General features: G+C 70.9%; 13 protein-coding genes. 7 read left to right on the top strand and 6 right to left on the bottom strand.

The window, feature by feature from the left end:
• The first annotated feature begins 1 nt into the window (after nucleotide 1).
• Nucleotides 2–904, top strand: a complete 903-nt coding sequence (gene thpD, locus QFZ58_RS27970; RefSeq protein WP_307127668.1) for an ectoine hydroxylase — start codon at nucleotides 2–4, stop codon at nucleotides 902–904.
• A 130-nt stretch (nucleotides 905–1,034) separates the two neighbouring features.
• On the opposite strand, the gene QFZ58_RS27965 is transcribed toward thpD, so the two are convergent.
• Nucleotides 1,035–2,084: a zinc-binding dehydrogenase gene (locus tag QFZ58_RS27965; RefSeq protein ID WP_307127667.1), complete on the bottom strand. Its 1,050-nt coding sequence runs from the start codon at nucleotides 2,082–2,084 to the stop codon at nucleotides 1,035–1,037.
• Nucleotides 2,085–2,157: 73 nt separating this feature from the next.
• Between QFZ58_RS27965 and QFZ58_RS27960 the strand changes: the two genes are divergently transcribed.
• The gene (locus tag QFZ58_RS27960; RefSeq protein WP_307127666.1) at nucleotides 2,158–2,721 is read left to right on the top strand and encodes a TetR/AcrR family transcriptional regulator; all 564 of its coding nucleotides are present in this window, start codon (nucleotides 2,158–2,160) and stop codon (nucleotides 2,719–2,721) included.
• Between the two features lie 79 nt (nucleotides 2,722–2,800).
• Here the strand turns inward: QFZ58_RS27960 and QFZ58_RS27955 are convergent, their stop codons facing one another.
• Both QFZ58_RS27955 and QFZ58_RS27950 read right to left on the bottom strand, forming a co-directional pair.
• Nucleotides 2,801–4,360, bottom strand: coding sequence for an arabinogalactan endo-1,4-beta-galactosidase (locus QFZ58_RS27955; RefSeq protein ID WP_307127665.1), 1,560 nt, complete (start codon nucleotides 4,358–4,360; stop codon nucleotides 2,801–2,803).
• Nucleotides 4,361–4,480: 120 nt separating this feature from the next.
• Nucleotides 4,481–6,526, bottom strand: coding sequence for a beta-galactosidase (locus QFZ58_RS27950; protein WP_307127664.1), 2,046 nt, complete (start codon nucleotides 6,524–6,526; stop codon nucleotides 4,481–4,483).
• Between the two features lie 188 nt (nucleotides 6,527–6,714).
• On the opposite strand from QFZ58_RS27950, the gene QFZ58_RS27945 reads away from it, so the two are divergent.
• From QFZ58_RS27945 to QFZ58_RS27930, 4 genes are read left to right on the top strand one after another with little or no spacing between them, the layout of a single operon-like run.
• Nucleotides 6,715–8,031 carry an extracellular solute-binding protein gene (locus QFZ58_RS27945; protein ID WP_307127663.1) on the top strand — a complete coding sequence of 439 codons (1,317 nt, stop codon included), beginning with the start codon at nucleotides 6,715–6,717 and terminating at the stop codon, nucleotides 8,029–8,031.
• Nucleotides 8,028–8,954 carry a carbohydrate ABC transporter permease gene (locus QFZ58_RS27940; RefSeq protein WP_307127662.1) on the top strand — a complete coding sequence of 309 codons (927 nt, stop codon included), beginning with the start codon at nucleotides 8,028–8,030 and terminating at the stop codon, nucleotides 8,952–8,954. Before QFZ58_RS27945 ends, QFZ58_RS27940 begins: the two co-directional genes overlap by 4 nt.
• The gene (locus tag QFZ58_RS27935) at nucleotides 8,951–9,808 is read left to right on the top strand and encodes a carbohydrate ABC transporter permease (protein WP_307127661.1); all 858 of its coding nucleotides are present in this window, start codon (nucleotides 8,951–8,953) and stop codon (nucleotides 9,806–9,808) included. The genes QFZ58_RS27940 and QFZ58_RS27935 overlap by 4 nt, the downstream gene beginning before the upstream one ends.
• A gap of 42 nt (nucleotides 9,809–9,850) precedes the next feature.
• The gene (locus QFZ58_RS27930; RefSeq protein WP_307127660.1) at nucleotides 9,851–10,885 is read left to right on the top strand and encodes a LacI family DNA-binding transcriptional regulator; all 1,035 of its coding nucleotides are present in this window, start codon (nucleotides 9,851–9,853) and stop codon (nucleotides 10,883–10,885) included.
• 119 nt (nucleotides 10,886–11,004) lie between these two features.
• On the opposite strand, the gene QFZ58_RS27925 is transcribed toward QFZ58_RS27930, so the two are convergent.
• Complete coding sequence (locus QFZ58_RS27925) at nucleotides 11,005–12,075, bottom strand: alkene reductase (protein WP_307127659.1); 1,071 nt, start codon at nucleotides 12,073–12,075, stop codon at nucleotides 11,005–11,007.
• A 170-nt stretch (nucleotides 12,076–12,245) separates the two neighbouring features.
• On the opposite strand from QFZ58_RS27925, the gene QFZ58_RS27920 reads away from it, so the two are divergent.
• Complete coding sequence (locus QFZ58_RS27920) at nucleotides 12,246–12,770, top strand: MarR family winged helix-turn-helix transcriptional regulator (RefSeq protein WP_307127658.1); 525 nt, start codon at nucleotides 12,246–12,248, stop codon at nucleotides 12,768–12,770.
• A gap of 45 nt (nucleotides 12,771–12,815) precedes the next feature.
• Here the strand turns inward: QFZ58_RS27920 and QFZ58_RS27915 are convergent, their stop codons facing one another.
• Both QFZ58_RS27915 and QFZ58_RS27910 read right to left on the bottom strand, forming a co-directional pair.
• Nucleotides 12,816–13,877 (bottom strand): aminotransferase class V-fold PLP-dependent enzyme, encoded by a 1,062-nt coding sequence (locus QFZ58_RS27915; protein WP_307127657.1) that lies wholly within the window; start codon nucleotides 13,875–13,877, stop codon nucleotides 12,816–12,818.
• Between the two features lie 70 nt (nucleotides 13,878–13,947).
• Nucleotides 13,948–14,685, bottom strand: a complete 738-nt coding sequence (locus QFZ58_RS27910; RefSeq protein WP_307127656.1) for a DsbA family oxidoreductase — start codon at nucleotides 14,683–14,685, stop codon at nucleotides 13,948–13,950.
• Nucleotides 14,686–14,739 lie beyond the last annotated feature (54 nt).

Here is a 14,739-nt window from a genome sequence, read left to right as displayed (position 1 = left end):
CATGACCACCGATGTACGCACCGTACGAACCGACCTCTACCCCACGCGCGGCGCCGCCGAGATGACCACTCCCCGCCAGGACCCGGTCATCTGGTCCGCGCCGGGCGCGCCCGGGCCGGTCACCGCGAAGGACCTCCAGTCCTTCGAGCACGACGGCTTCCTCGCCGTCGACCAGCTCATCACCCCCGACGAGGCGGCCGTCCACCGGGCCGAGCTCGACCGGCTGGTCGCCGACCCGCAGGTCCGTGCCGACGAGCGTTCGATCATCGAGCCGAAGTCGCAGAGCGTGCGGTCCGTCTTCGAGGTCCACAAGCTCAGCGAGCTCTTCGCGAACCTGGTCCGCGACGAACGTGTGGTGGGCCGGGCCCGTCAGATCCTCGGCTCCGACGTGTACGTCCACCAGTCCAGGATCAACGTCAAGCCCGGCTTCGGGGCCTCGGGCTTCTACTGGCACTCGGACTTCGAGACCTGGCACGCCGAGGACGGCCTGCCGAACATGCGCACGGTGTCCGTCTCGATCGCGCTGACCGAGAACTTCGACACCAACGGCGGGCTGATGATCATGCCCGGCTCGCACAAGTCGTTCGTCGGCTGCGCGGGCGAGACACCGAAGGACAACTACAAGAAGTCCCTGCAGATGCAGGACGCCGGCATCCCGTCCGACGAGGTGCTGACGAAGATGGCCGACCGCCACGGCATCAGGCTCTTCACCGGCAAGGCCGGCTCGGCCACCTGGTTCGACTGCAACGCGATGCACGGCTCGGGCGACAACATCACCCCCTACGCCCGCAGCAACGTCTTCATCGTCTTCAACAGCGTGGACAACACCGCCCAGGAGCCCTTCGCGGCTCCGATCCGCCGGCCCGAGTTCATCGGAGCCCGCGACTTCACCCCGGTGAAGTAGGCGCGTACGACGGCCGGGAAGGGCGGGACGCATCACGCGTCCCGCCCTTCCGGCGTTCTCCACGCGCATGTCCCCGCTCGCCGGCTCGTCCACCGTGGGTGCCCCGGCCGCCCCGGCCTCTCCGCCGTTCCTAGGGGTGCATGACGATCTTTCCCACGTGCCCCCTGCGGGCGAGTTCCTCCTGCGCCCGGCCAGCCTGGTCCAGAGGGAACCTCGCGGCGACGACGGGCTGGATCTCGGCGCGACGAGCCAGGTCCATGAGGAGGCCGAAGTGCGTGGGCGTGTGCATCGCGGAGCCGATCACCTGGGCGTTGTGCAGGTAGAGACGGCGCACGTCGAAGCTCACGTCGTACCCGCCGAGCGCGCCGGCGACGACCCACCGGCCGCCTTCGCGCAGCAGCGGCAGCCCTTCACCCACCAGGTCCCCGGCGACGACGTCGAGGGCGACGTCGAAGCCCTCCGGGGCGACGGCGCGAATCTGCTCGGCGACGTCTCGTGCGCGGTCGAGGACTTCGTGTGCGCCCGCCTCGCGCACCGCATCGATCTTGGATCCGCTGCTGATGGCGAGCACCCTCGCGCCGCGTGCACGGGCGATCTGGATCAACGCGATGCCGACACCGCCGGACGCTCCCGAGACCAGGACGGTCTCCCCCTTCGTCAGCCGGCCCCGTTCGATCATGCCCAGCGCCGTGCCGTAGGCGGTCGGCAGCGTCGCGAGCTGATCGTCCGTGAGCGGGGACTCCGTCACGTCATGCACCTGCGCCACCGGCGCGGTCACGTACTCGGCGTAGCCGCCGTCGCGTTCGCTCCCCATCAGGCCCACCGGGTTCGCGTCCGGCCCTTCGGTGTCGTAGATCGCCGGGTCGACGACCACCCGGCGACCGACGAGGCCCTCGTCCACGTCGGCCCCGACCGCCACGACCCGGCCGGCCACATCGGCACCCTGGATCCGCGGGAAGTCGATCGGGCCTCGCCAGCCCGACAGCGCCTTCGGGTCTCCGGGGCGGCCGTAGGCACCCTCGCGGGTCCACAGGTCGGTGTTGTTCAGTGCCACCGCGCCGACCTGGACCAGCACCTCACCCGTCTGCGGGGCAGGCACGGCCACCTCCGCCGGTTCGAGGACCTCCGGCCCTCCGTGCGCTGCGATCCGCACTGCGCGCATGGTCTCGGGCATGCCCATCGCTCAACCTCCTCGCGGGTACACTGATCGGTGAACACCTTCCACGGTACACCGATCAGTGAAGAGGCGGCCCATGCAGGAAGCACGGCCCCTGACGCCGGCCGGCCGGCGCATCGTGGCGGCTGCCGAGGAGCTGTTCTACGACCGCGGAATCACAGCGGTCGGCGTGGATCTGATCGCTGAGCACTCAGGGGTGACCAAGCGGACCCTGTACAACCAGTTCGGTTCGAAGGACCACCTCGTGGCGGTCTACCTCGCGGGACGTGACCAGCGCTGGCGGTCACTCGTCCGCGCTGCCGTCGACGCCTGCGACAGCCCCGTCGAGGCCGTCACCGCCCCCTTCGACGCACTGCGGACCTGGAGCGGAACCAGCACCCGCGGATGCGCGTTCATCAACGCCCTGGCCGAACTCCCGGACCCCTCGCATCCCGCGCACCGCATCGCCGCGGACCAGAAGCTCTGGCTGCTGCACCTGTTCGAGGAACTCGCCACCGCGGCGGGCTGTTCGGGCCCTGCCGCCCTCGCCACCCGGCTGCTCGTCCTGCACGAGGGCGTCCTCGCCACGCAGCCGCTCCCGCTCGACACACTTTCGGCAAGCACCGACCTGGCACGAGCCATGGTTCGAGCCGCCGCGTGAGCCGCGAGGAAGGGCAGCGGGCGTGCGAGGCTGTCGCCGGTCCGGACCGCCCGCGGGTGGTCCGGACCGGCGGGGCGGCCTACCTGTGCGAGAACCAGGCTGCCGCCGGGAGCAGCCTGCCGTTGTAGTCGAACACCGCCTGGTTCTCCCACGCGTTGCCCGAGGACGGGTCGGCGGGGTCCCAGCCGCTGCCCTTCACGGCGGTCCAGGCGGGCTCCCAGTACACGGCACCGAGCCCCCGGCCGTTCGGGACGGCTTCGACGACGTTCATGACGTCCCGGAGGTTCGCCGCCTGGCCGGCCGGGGTCGCCGGGTAGCCGGTGACCAGCTGGTCGGCGGTGGCCACGTTGTTCTCCAGGCCGTCGGCGTCGGCGAGCGTGTGGGCGTAGGCGGTCTCGGCGACCAGCACCGGCTTCCCGTAGCGGGAGGCGGCGTCGTCGAGGTTGGTCTGGAGCTCGGACAGCGAGCCGTGCCAGTAGCCGTAGTAGGAGAGGGCGATGACGTCGAACGGCACCTTGTACGCCACGGCGTTGTCGAACCACCAGCGGGTGCCCGCGTTGTCGCCGCCCTTGGCGAGGTGCAGCGCGACCTTCGTACCGGAGGAGACCGCCTTGGCGGCGTTCGCTCCCGAGGTCAGGAGGCCGGCCAGCTGAGACCAGTTGTCGGTGGAGCCTTCGGGCCACAGCATCCCGGCGTTGGTCTCGTTGCCGATCTGCACCATGTCGGCCGTGGTCCCCTGCGCCTTCAGGGCGTTCAGCACGTCGTAGGTGTGGTTGTAGACGTCGGTGCGCAGTTGGCCGTAGTTGTGGCCGGCCCAGGCGGCCGGCTTGTTCTGCTTGCCCGGGTCGGCCCAGGCGTCGGAGTAGTGGAAGTCGACGAGGGTCTTCATGCCGAGGGCCTTGGCGCGCTTGGCCATGGCGAGGACGTGGGCCTTGTCGTTGTAGCCGTCGGCCGGGTTCACCCACACCTTGAGGCGTACGTAGTTCATCCCGGAGCTCTTGAGGATACTCAAGGCGTCCCCGGCCGTTCCGCTCGCGTTGCGGTACTTCGCGCCGTACGCCTCGTTCTTCGCGAGCGTGGAGAGGTCACCACCCCTGACGCTCAGCCCGGTGCTTCCGGGCGTGAAGGTGATGTCGTCGAAGTTCGCCCACTCCCCAGCGTGTGCGTCGGAGTTGAGGCTGATGGTGCAGGAGCCGCCGCTCACCTTGACGGACGTCACGAGCCGGACCCAGGCGCCGTTCGCGGTCGGCGGCAGGTCGGTGCGCTGCTCGGCGGACCCGCAGTTGCGCAGGGCGATGTAGGCGGAGTTCTGGCCTCCGCCGGAGCGGACCCAGGCGCTGAGCGTGTACGTGCCGTCGGTGAGGCCGCTCAGGTACTGGTAGGTCTCGACCTTGTACGCCGAGGCCGACCAGTGGCTGAGCCGGGTGCTGCCGCCGTGGCCGCCCGTCTCGGTGAAGGAGGCGGCGTTCTGCCCGCCGGCGGAGTACGTCGACCAGCCGGACGCGCCCGACTCGAAGCCGGTGTTGACGGGGGCGGTGGCCGCATGGGCGGCCTGGGCGGGGAGCGCGGCGAACACGAGGCCGGAGAGTGCGGCCACCGCCCCCGCCGCCTTGGCGCGCGTGTGCGTTGTTCCGTACATAGTCGATGTCCCTTCGACCGTTATGGGTGACGCGGGGATGTGCACACCTCGGCGCCCCGTGGTGCGGCTCGGGGGCGCCTTCGGTGTGCCTTGCTGTACCTCGGTGTGCGTTGGTGCGCCTCAGCCGTCGAGCCGCACGACACGGACCGCGCCCGCCGGAACGGCGAGCTTGTCCACGGCGGGCTCGCCGGTGAGGAGTTCGGTGCCGGGGGCGTCCAGCGCCACTCCGGCCTCGGCGTCCGTGTGGTTGATCACGAAGAGGTAGGTGCCGCTCTCACCGGTGCGGCGGACGACCTCGACGTCGTACGGCAGGCCGGTGCGGGCTTCGATGCCGGCGTCGGCGGCGGCGCGGTCCAGGACGGCGTCCAGGCCGGGGCCGGAGAGCCGCGTGGAGATGTACCAGGCGGTGCCCTCGCCGAGCCGGTTGCGGGTGACGGCGGGCCGGCCGGCCGGGATGCCGTCGGCGTACGACCAGAGCGTCTCGGCGCCGCGCGGGATCACCACGTCCGACCAGAGGTCGCCGGTGAGCTCCGGGCCCTCGGGGGCGCCCTCGGGCGTGATCAGGCGGACCGTTTCGCCCTCGCCGAGCGGAGAGAACTCCTCGACGGTCAGGCCCAGGACGTCGCGCAGCACACCCGGGTAGGGGCCGGGGTGGACGGCATCGTCCGCGTCGACGATGCCGGAGAAGTACGAGACGACGAGGGTGCCACCGCCCTCGACGTACCGGCGCAGGTTGCGGCCGGTCGCCTCGGTCGCGAGGTAGAGGGCGGGGACGACGACCAGGGGGTACGCGGAGAGATCCGCGTCCGGGTGGGCGAAGTCGACGGTGAGGTGGCGGTCGTAGAGCGAGGCGTAGAAGGTGTCGGCCCGCTCGCGGGCGTCGTGCTCCTCGCTGGGGCGCCACTCCAGGGACTGGGCCCACCAGGACTGCCAGTCCCAGAGCATGGCCACGTCGGCGACGGTCCGGGTGCCCCGGATGCCTTCCAGCAGGCCGAGGCCGGCGCCGAGTGCGCTCACCTCGCGCCAGATGCGCGAGTCGGTACCGGCGTGCGGGACCATCGCGGAGTGGAACTTCTCGGCTCCGCGCCGGGACTGGCGCCACTGGAAGAACATGGCGCCCTCGGAGCCCCGGGCGACGTGGGCGAGGCTGTTGCGGGCCATCTCGCCGGGGCGCTTGGCGGGGTTGCGGGGCTGCCAGTTGACGCCGCTGGTGGAGTGTTCCAGCAGCAGCCAGGGGGCGCCGCCCGCCACGGAGCGGGTGAGGTCGGCGGCCATGGCGAGGTTGACGTGGGTGCGGCGGCCGTCGGTGATCAGGTAGTGGTCGTTGGTGACGAGGTCGACCTCGCGGCCCCAGGCCCAGTAGTCGACGGATTCGCACTGGCTGAGGGCGGTCATGAAGTTGGTGGTGACCGGGACGCCGGGGGCGAGCCGGTGCAGGATGTCGCGTTCGGCGGTGAAGTTCTCGCGCATGGTGGCGTCGGCGAAGCGGGCGTAGTCCAGCTGCTGGGCGGGGTTGCCGACGGTCGGCGTGGTGCGGGGCGGGTCGATCTCGTCGAGGGTGCGGTAGCGCTGGCCCCAGAACGCGGTGCCCCAGGCTTCGTTGACCGCGTCGACCGAGCCGTGCCGGGCCGCGAGCCAGCGGCGGAAGTGCGCGCCGCAACTGTCGCAGTAGCAGGCGCTGACGGGGACGCCGTACTCGTTGTGGACGTGCCACATCGCGAGGGCGGGGTGGCTCGCGTACCGGCGGGCGAGCTGCTCGGTGATCTCCGCCGCCGCCGCCCGGTAGGGGGCCGAGCTGTGGCAGATGGCGCCGCGTGACCCGAAGGCGTAGCGCACTCCGTCCCGGCTGACCGGCAGGGCTTCGGGGTGGGCGCGGTAGAACCAGGCCGGCGGGGCGACGGTGGGGGTGCCGAGGTCGGCGCGGATGCCGTTGACCTGCAGCAGGTCCATCAGGCGGTCGAGCCAGCCGAAGTCGTAGGTGCCCGGTTCGGGTTCCAGCAGTGCCCAGGAGAAGATCCCGACGCTGACCATGCTCACGCCGGCTTCCCGCATCAGGCGTACGTCCTCGTGCCAGACCTCTTCGGGCCACTGCTCGGGGTTGTAGTCGCCGCCGAAGGCCAGCTTGTGCAGGCCGACGGGGTAGGGAGCGGATTCTGAGTGCGGCATGGACAGCTCCTGGCTCTTCGGGACAACTTCTGGGAACGTGCACACACACTCTCGGCGGCGCAGAGCCAACATAACCGCACAGCAACAACCATTGACAAGTGTCGGTTTCGTTTCTCTACTGTGAACGCTCACAGCGCCGTTCCGGCCAGGCCGCCGAGGCGCCTGTTCGTCTCGTCAGGGGAGAAACCATGAAATACCGCACCCTCGCGGTGTCCACCGCCGCCGCACTCACCGCCACCGCCCTGCTCTCGGGCTGCGGCTCCCCGGACGACGGGGGCGAGGAGCCGGCCGCCTCCGGACCCGCCTCCCTGACCTACTGGGCGTGGGCGCCCGGCCTGGACAAGGTCGCGGACATCTGGAACAAGGGCCCCGGCAAGGAGGCCGGCATCACGGTCACGGTGAAGAAGCAGGCGTCGGGTGACGACCTCGTCACCAAGATCATCACGGCGGCGAAGGCCCACAAGGCCCCCGACCTGGTCCAGGCCGAATACCAGGCGCTCCCCACCCTCGTCTCCAACGACGTCCTCGCCGACATATCGCAGGAGGCGGGTGACGCGAAGGGCGCGTTCGCCGACGGGATCTGGCAGCAGACGACGCTCGGCTCGGACGCCCTGTACGCGCTGCCGCAGGACTCGGGCCCGCTGATGTTCTACTACCGCCAGGACCTCTTCAAGCAGTACGGCCTGACCGTGCCCACCACCTGGGACGAGTTCGCCGAGACCGCCCGGGCGCTGAAGAAGAAGGCGCCGGACAAGGACCTCACCACCTTCTCCTCCAACGACTCGGGCCTCTTCGCGGGCCTCGCCCAGCAGGCGGGCGCGAAGTGGTGGACCACGGGCGGCGACAAGTGGAAGGTCGCGATCGACGACCCCGCCACGCAGAAGGTGGCCGACTTCTGGGGCGGTCTGGTCAAGGAGGGCGCCATCGACAACCAGCCGATGTACACCCCGGCGTGGAACAAGGCGCTCAACACCGGCAAGCAGGTCGCCTGGGTCAGCGCCGTCTGGGCACCCGGCACCCTGACCACCGCCGCGCCCGACACGAAGGGGAAGTGGGCGATGGCCCCCCTCCCCCAGTGGACCGCGGGTGAGAGCGTCACCGGCAGCTGGGGCGGCTCCTCGACCGCCGTGACCAACGACTCGAAGAACAAGAAGGCCGCCGCCACCTTCGCGAAGTGGCTGAACACGGACCCCGCCGCGCTCGCCGCGCTGGTGAAGGAGAGCGGCATCTACCCCGCCGCGACGGCTGCCCAGACCGCCGGCGCACTCTCGAAGGCTCCGGACTACTTCTCCAACCAGCCCGCCTTCTACACCGAGGCCGCCGAGATCGCCCAGGGCACCGCTCCCGCGGCCTGGGGCCCGAACGTCAACGTCGCGTACAGCGCCTTCAAGGACAACTTCGCCGCGGCAGCCAAGAACAAGTCGGACTTCGGCACCGCGCTGACCGCGATGCAGGACGCCACCGTCGCGGACCTGAAGAAGCAGGGCTTCGGAGTCTCGGAGTGACACGTACACCCCGCAGGAAGGCATACGGGGTCAAGAGCGCCCCGTACGCCTTCCTCGTCCCCGCCACCGTCCTGTTCCTGCTCTTCTTCGCCCTGCCCATCGGCTACGCCCTCTACCTCAGCTTCCGCCGGACCGAGGTCAGGGGACTCGGCCTCGGCAAGGGCGCCCGGGACGAGGTCTGGGCCGGCCTCTCCAACTACGCCGACGCCCTCTCCGACTCGGAGCTGCTGCACGGAGCGCTGCGCATCCTCGGTTACGGCGCGATCGTCGTCCCGGTGATGCTCGGCCTCGCCCTCCTGTTCGCCCTGCTGCTGGACACCGAAGGGCTCCGGCTGCGCGGCTTCACCAGGCTGGCGATCTTCCTGCCGTTCGCGATCCCCGGCGTCATCGCCGCGCTGATGTGGGGCTTCCTCTACCTGCCCGACGTCAGCCCCTTCCTTTACCTCCTCGACGCCATGGGGCTTCCGCAGCCCGATCTGCTGGACGGCGGGCCGCTGTACCTCTCGCTGGCGAACATCGCGGTGTGGGGCGGCACCGGCTTCAACATGATCGTGATCTACACCTCGCTGCGGGCGATCCCCGCCGAGATCTTCGAGGCCGCGCGGCTCGACGGCTGCTCGCAGCTGCAGATCGCGCTGCGGATCAAGATCCCGATGGTGGCGCCGTCCCTGATCCTGACCTTCTTCTTCTCGATCATCGCGACGCTCCAGGTGTTCAGCGAGCCGACGACGCTGAAGCCGCTGACCAACTCGCTCTCCACCACCTGGAGTCCGCTGATGAAGGTCTACCAGGACGCCTTCGTCAACAACGACATCTACGCGGCGGCCGCACAGGCAGTCCTCATCGCGCTGGCCACCCTCGCCCTGTCCTTCGGCTTCCTCAAGGCGGCCAACTCCCGTACGAAGCAGGGAGACTCCCGATGAGCACCCCGTCCATCGCCACCGGCCGACGGCGCTTCCCGCTCGTCCCCACCGCCGCGCTGCTCCTCGGGGCCGTGTACTGCCTGCTGCCGGTCCTCTGGGTCCTGGTCGCCTCCACCAAGTCCGGCAGCGAACTGTTCTCCACCTTCACCTTCCTGCCGGGCTCGGGTTTCGCCGAGAACGTCGCCGACCTCTCGGCCTACCGCGACGGCGTGTACTGGAGGTGGATGGCGAACTCCGCCTTCTACGCCGGGGCGGGCGCCCTCCTCTCCACCGTGGTGTCGGCGGTCTCGGGCTACGCCCTGGCCGTGTACCGCTTCCGCGGCAAGGAAACCGTCTTCAACGTCCTGCTGGCGGGGGTGCTGATGCCGCCGGTCATCTTGGCCGTCCCGCAGTACCTGCTGCTGGCCAAGGCGGACATGACCGACTCGTACCTGTCGGTGCTGCTGCCCGTCGTCCTCTCCCCGTACGGGGTCTACCTGGCCCGGATCTACGCCGCCGCGGCCGTGCCGGCCGACGTGATCGAGGCCGGGCGCATGGACGGCGGCGGCGAGTGGCGCATCTTCCGGACCATCGCGCTGCCGATGATGCTGCCGGGGCTCGTCACCGTCTTCCTGTTCCAGTTCGTGGCCGTGTGGAACAACTTCCTGCTGCCCTACATCATGCTCGGCGACGACGAGAAGTTCCCGGTGACCCTGGGGCTCTACACGCTGCTCCAGCAGGGCGCCAACACCCCCGCCCTCTACACCCTGGTCGTCACCGGCGCGCTCCTGGCGATCATTCCGCTGATCGCCCTGTTCCTCGTGATCCAGCGGTTCTGGAGCCTCGACCTGCTCTCCGGCGCCGTAAAGTCCTGACAGCTCCTCAACAGGGCTTCCCTTGATGAAAGATCAAGCACCATGAGCCGCACAGAACAGAACGGCACCGGACGCCGCCGCCCCCCGACGATCCACGACGTCGCCCGGGAGGCCGGGGTCTCCCGGGGCACGGTCTCCCGGGTGCTCAACGGCGGTCACAACGTCAGCCCGGCCGCGCTCGAAGCGGTGCAGTCCGCCATACGCCGGACCGGCTACACCGTGAACCGGCACGCCCGCTCCCTGATCACCGGCCGCTCCGACTCCGTGGCGTTCCTGCTGACCGAACCCCAGGAGCGCTTCTTCGAGGACCCCAACTTCAACGTGCTGCTGCGCGGATGCACCACCGCGCTCGCCGCACACGACATCCCACTGCTGCTGATGATCGCCGGGACGGAGGCCGAGCGCCGCCGGAACATGCGGTACATCGCCGGGCACGTCGACGGGGTGCTGCTCGTCTCCAACCACTCCGGCGACCCGGTCGCCGCCCAGCTGCACGAGGCCGGGGTCCCGCTGGTGGCCTGCGGCAAGCCGCTCGGGCACGGGTCGAAGGTGAGCTACGTCGCCGCCGACGACCGCAACGGCGCCCGGGACATGGTGCGCTTCCTGTACGAGTCGGGGCGCCGCCGGATCGCCACGGTCACGGGGCCGCTGGACACCCCGGGCGGAGTGGAGCGGCTGGCGGGCTACCGCGAGACGCTCGCCGAGTGCGGGTTGCCCCTCGACGAGGCACTGGTCGTGCCGGGTGACTACAGCCGGGCGGGCGGCGAGGCGGCGGCCTCGCTCCTGCTGGACCGGGCGGCGGACGTCGACGCGGTGTTCGTCGCCTCGGACCTGATGGCACAAGGGGTGCTCACCGCGCTTGAACGGGCGGGCCGGCGGGTGCCGCAGGACATCGCCGTCGGCGGTTTCGACGACTCCCCGGCGGCGCTCGCCGCGCGCCCCGAGCTGACGACGGTCCGCCAGCCGTGGGACCGGATCAGCGCGGAGATGGTCCGGGTGCTGCTGGCGCAGATCGGCGGGGAGGACCCGGCCGCGGTCATCCTGCCCACGGAGCTGGTACGCCGCGACTCCGCGTGACGGACACCGGGCGGGCCCGCACGGAGCCCGCCGCCCGGCCCGCCGCCTGCCCCGTCACCCGCCGCAAGGGGACCGGCCCGGTGACGGGGCGGGACCGCGACGGTGGCGCCGCCTCCGGCTCAGACGGCGTCCAGCGCCGGATAGTCGGTGTAGCCCTTCGCGTCGCCGCCGAAGAAGGTGGCCGGGTCAGGCGTGTTGAACGGCCCGCCCGACTTGAGCCTGGCAGGCAGGTCCGGGTTGGCGAGGAACAGGGCGCCGTAGGAGATCAGGTCCGCGGTCCCGTCGTCGATCACCGTGTGGTGCTCGGGCCCGGTCGGCCCGTCGGAGAACACGTTGAGGACGAGGGTGCCGGAGAACTGCTTGCGCAGCGCGAGCGTGAGCTCGCGGATGTCGCCCTGCTCCAGTACGTGCAGGTAGGCGAGCCCGAGCGGCTCCAGCTCCGCGACGAGGGCCGTGTAGAGGGCGTCCGGCACGGGCTCCTCGATGCCGTTGTACGGGTTGCCGGGTGAGATGCGCAGAGCGGTCCGCCCGGCGCCGATCTCGGCGACGACCGCCTTGACGACCTCGACGGCGAACCGGATGCGCGCCTGCTCCGACCCGCCCCACGCGTCGGTGCGCAGGTTCGTGTTGGGGGCCAGGAACTGGTGGATCAGATAGCCGTTGGCGCCGTGCAGCTCCACCCCGTCGAATCCCGCGTCGACGGCGTTGCGGGCGGCCGTGGCGAAGTCGCCTATGGTCGTACGGATCTCGGCGTCGGTGAGCTCGTGCGGCTCCACGAAGTCCTGGGGACCCACCTGGGTGTAGATCTGGCCGGGCGCGGCGACCGGAGAGGGGGCGACCGGGATCAGCCCGTCCGGCAGCAGGACGGGGTGGCCGATCCGGCCCGCGTGCATGATCTGGGCGAAGATCCGGCCGCCGGCCGCGTGGACGGACTCGGTGACCCTGCGCCAGGAGGCGACCTGCTCGGCACTGTGCAGGCCAGGGGTGGAGGGGTATCCCTGACCGACCACGGACGGCTGGATGCCCTCGGTGATGAGGAGCCCGGCCGAGGCCCGCTGGGTGTAGTACGTGACGGTGAGGTCGGTGGCCGTGCCCCCCTCGCCTGCCCGGCTGCGGGTCATGGGTGCGAGGGCGATGCGGTTGGAAAGCTGCGTACCGGAGAGATCGACGGGATCGAACACTGTGGTCATGGGAGCCCCCAGGGGAGTTATGTGGTCGGCCAAGTAATTGACCGAGCGCCACTGTAACCCATTACTTGGCCGACCAAGGTAAAGTTCATGAGGACGTCATGGACCCCGTCCCGGACCACGTCACGAACCCGGCTGCGGACCGGGCAGCACCACCGCCCCGAGGAGTCCCGATGAAGGCCGATGCCACGCCCGCCGAAGCCACCGCGACCGCTCCGGACGGTGCCGCCTGTACGGACGCGCTGCCGAGCGCGGCGCTCGGCGGCCCCGTCAGCCATGCCGTCTCGCGGGTCGCCAGACTCCACCGCAACGCGGCGGCCAGACTGCTCAAGGGGCTCGGGCTCTACCCCGGCCAGGAGTTCCTGATGATGCACCTGTGGGACAGCGGGGCGGTCCGCCAGTCCGAGCTGATCAGGTCCGTGGACCTCGACCCGTCCACCGTCACGAAGATGCTCCAGCGCCTCGAACAGACCGGGCACGTGCGCCGCCGCCCCGACCCGGACGACCGGCGGGCCGTCCTGGTCGAGGCCACGGACGAGAGTTGCGCCCTGCACACCGCGGTGCGGAACGCCTGGTCCGGCCTGGAGGAGCACACTCTCGCGGGGCTCGATCCGGCCGAACGCGCCGAACTGGCCCGGTTGCTCGCCAAGGTGGAGGGGAACCTCTGCCAGGAGGCCGGGGACTGTCCCGGCCGGTAGCGGGCCCGAGCCGGACCGGCCCGCTCCGGCTCGGGCGGGACCGGCTCAGCCGGACAGCGCGTCCAGGGCGCGGTCGACGTCGGCCTCGGTGTTGTACAGGTGGAAGGCCGCCCGCAGATTCCCGGCCCGGTCGGAGACCATGACCCCCGCCCTGGCCAGCTCGGGTTCACGGGCGCCCAGTCCGGGCACGGCGACCACCGCGGAGTCGGCGGGCACCGCCTCGTGCCCGAGCCGGGCCAGTCCCGCGCGGAAGCGGGCGGCGAGGCCGGTGGCGTGGGCGTGCAGCGCCTCGGCCCCGACCCCGGCCAGCAGCGCCAGGGAGTGCTCGGCCCCGTGGTAAGCGAGGAAGGCGGTCGGCTCGTCGAACCGGCGGGCGGACGTGGCCAGCCGCTCGACCGGCCCGTACGTGCTCCCCCAGGGCTCCTCCGCCGACATCCAGCCCGCGTACAGAACCGGCAGGCTCTCCTGCGCCTCCTCGGTCACGGTCAGGAACGACGTGCCCCGGGGGCACAGCAGGAACTTGAAGCCGCCGGTGACCGTGTAGTCGTACGCCCCGGCGTCCAGCGGCAGCCATCCCGCCGACTGGCTGGCGTCGAGCAGCGTCCGCGCCCCGTGCGCGGCGGCCGCCGCACGGATCGCCTCCAGGTCGGCGATCCTGCCGTCGGAGGACTGGACGGCGGAGAAGGCGACGAGCGCGGTACCGGGCCGCACGGCTTCGGCCAGCTCGGTCAGCGGCACGTACCGCATCTTCAGATCTCCGCGCACGGCGAACGGACTGACGACCGAACTGAACTCCCCTTCGGGAGCGAGGACTTCGGAGCCCGCCGGCAGCGAGGCCGCCACCAGCGCCACGTGGGCGGCGACGGATCCGCCGTTGGCGACCCGGTCAGCGGTGACGCCGGCGAGCCGGGCGAAGCCGGCCCGGGCCGCGTCCACCGCCTCGGCGCTGCCCGAACCGGACCGGCGGCCCGTGGCGTTCTCCTCGGCCAGGGCCTTGATCGCCTCGACGGCCCGGCGGGGCAGCAAGCCGCAGGTGGACGTGTTGAGATACGTGGTCTCGGGCGCGAATTCGGCAGCCCTGACCTGGTCGATCGCAGAAGTCTCCATGCCGGACAGCCTGACGCCCGCTCAACCTGGCGTCAATTGCGCGGGGTTGAGCGGGGAACCCAAGGAATACTTATACGCGCTGATCCGAGGCGCCTTCTTGGGGCACCTCACAGGATCCGTCCGTGTCACAGACCGCCGCCTCGCCGCCGAGCGGAGTGAGCGCGGTGACTTCCCGGTCCTTCCACGCCTGCTCCAGCGCCTGCACGAACACCTCGGAGGGCTGGCCGCCGGAGATGCCGTAGCGCCGGTCGAGCACGAAGAACGGTACGGCGTCGGCGCCCAGCTCGGCGGCCTCGCGCTCGTCGGCCCGCACGTCGTCCGCGTACGCGTCGGGGTCGGCCAGCACCGCGCGCACCTCGTCGCCGTCGAGCCCGGCCTCCACCGCGAGGTCGGCCAGTACGGCGTCGTCGAAGACCGAGCGCTCCTCGGCGAAGTTCGCACGGTAGGCGAGGCTCAGCAGCTCGTCCTGGCGGCCTCGTGCCTTGGCCAGGTGCAGCAGGCGGTGGATGTCGAAGGTGTTGCCGTGGTCACGCCCCTCGGCTCGGTAACCGAGCCCTTCGGCCTGCGCGTTCGCGGCGACGTTGGCCTCCATGCCCCTGGCCTCCTCCGGGGTGCGCCCGTACTTCTGCGCCAGCATGTCGATCACCTGCTGGGTGTCGCCCTTGGCGCGCCCCGGGTCGAGCTCGAAGGAGCGGTGCACCACCTCGACCTCGTCGCGGTGGTCGAACGCGGCCAGGCCCTTTTCGAAGCGGGCCTTGCCGATGTAGCACCACGGGCAGGCGATGTCGCTCCAGATCTCGACGCGCATGACTCTTCTTCTCTCCAGGTTCCGGGGGCGGGCTGATACACGCGGAGGAGCCCT

The organism is Streptomyces sp. B1I3, from assembly GCF_030816615.1.
Taxonomy (GTDB): domain Bacteria; phylum Actinomycetota; class Actinomycetes; order Streptomycetales; family Streptomycetaceae; genus Streptomyces.
The sequence above is the reverse complement of the archived record's forward strand: the minus strand, read 5'-3'. Positions and strand labels throughout refer to the sequence as shown.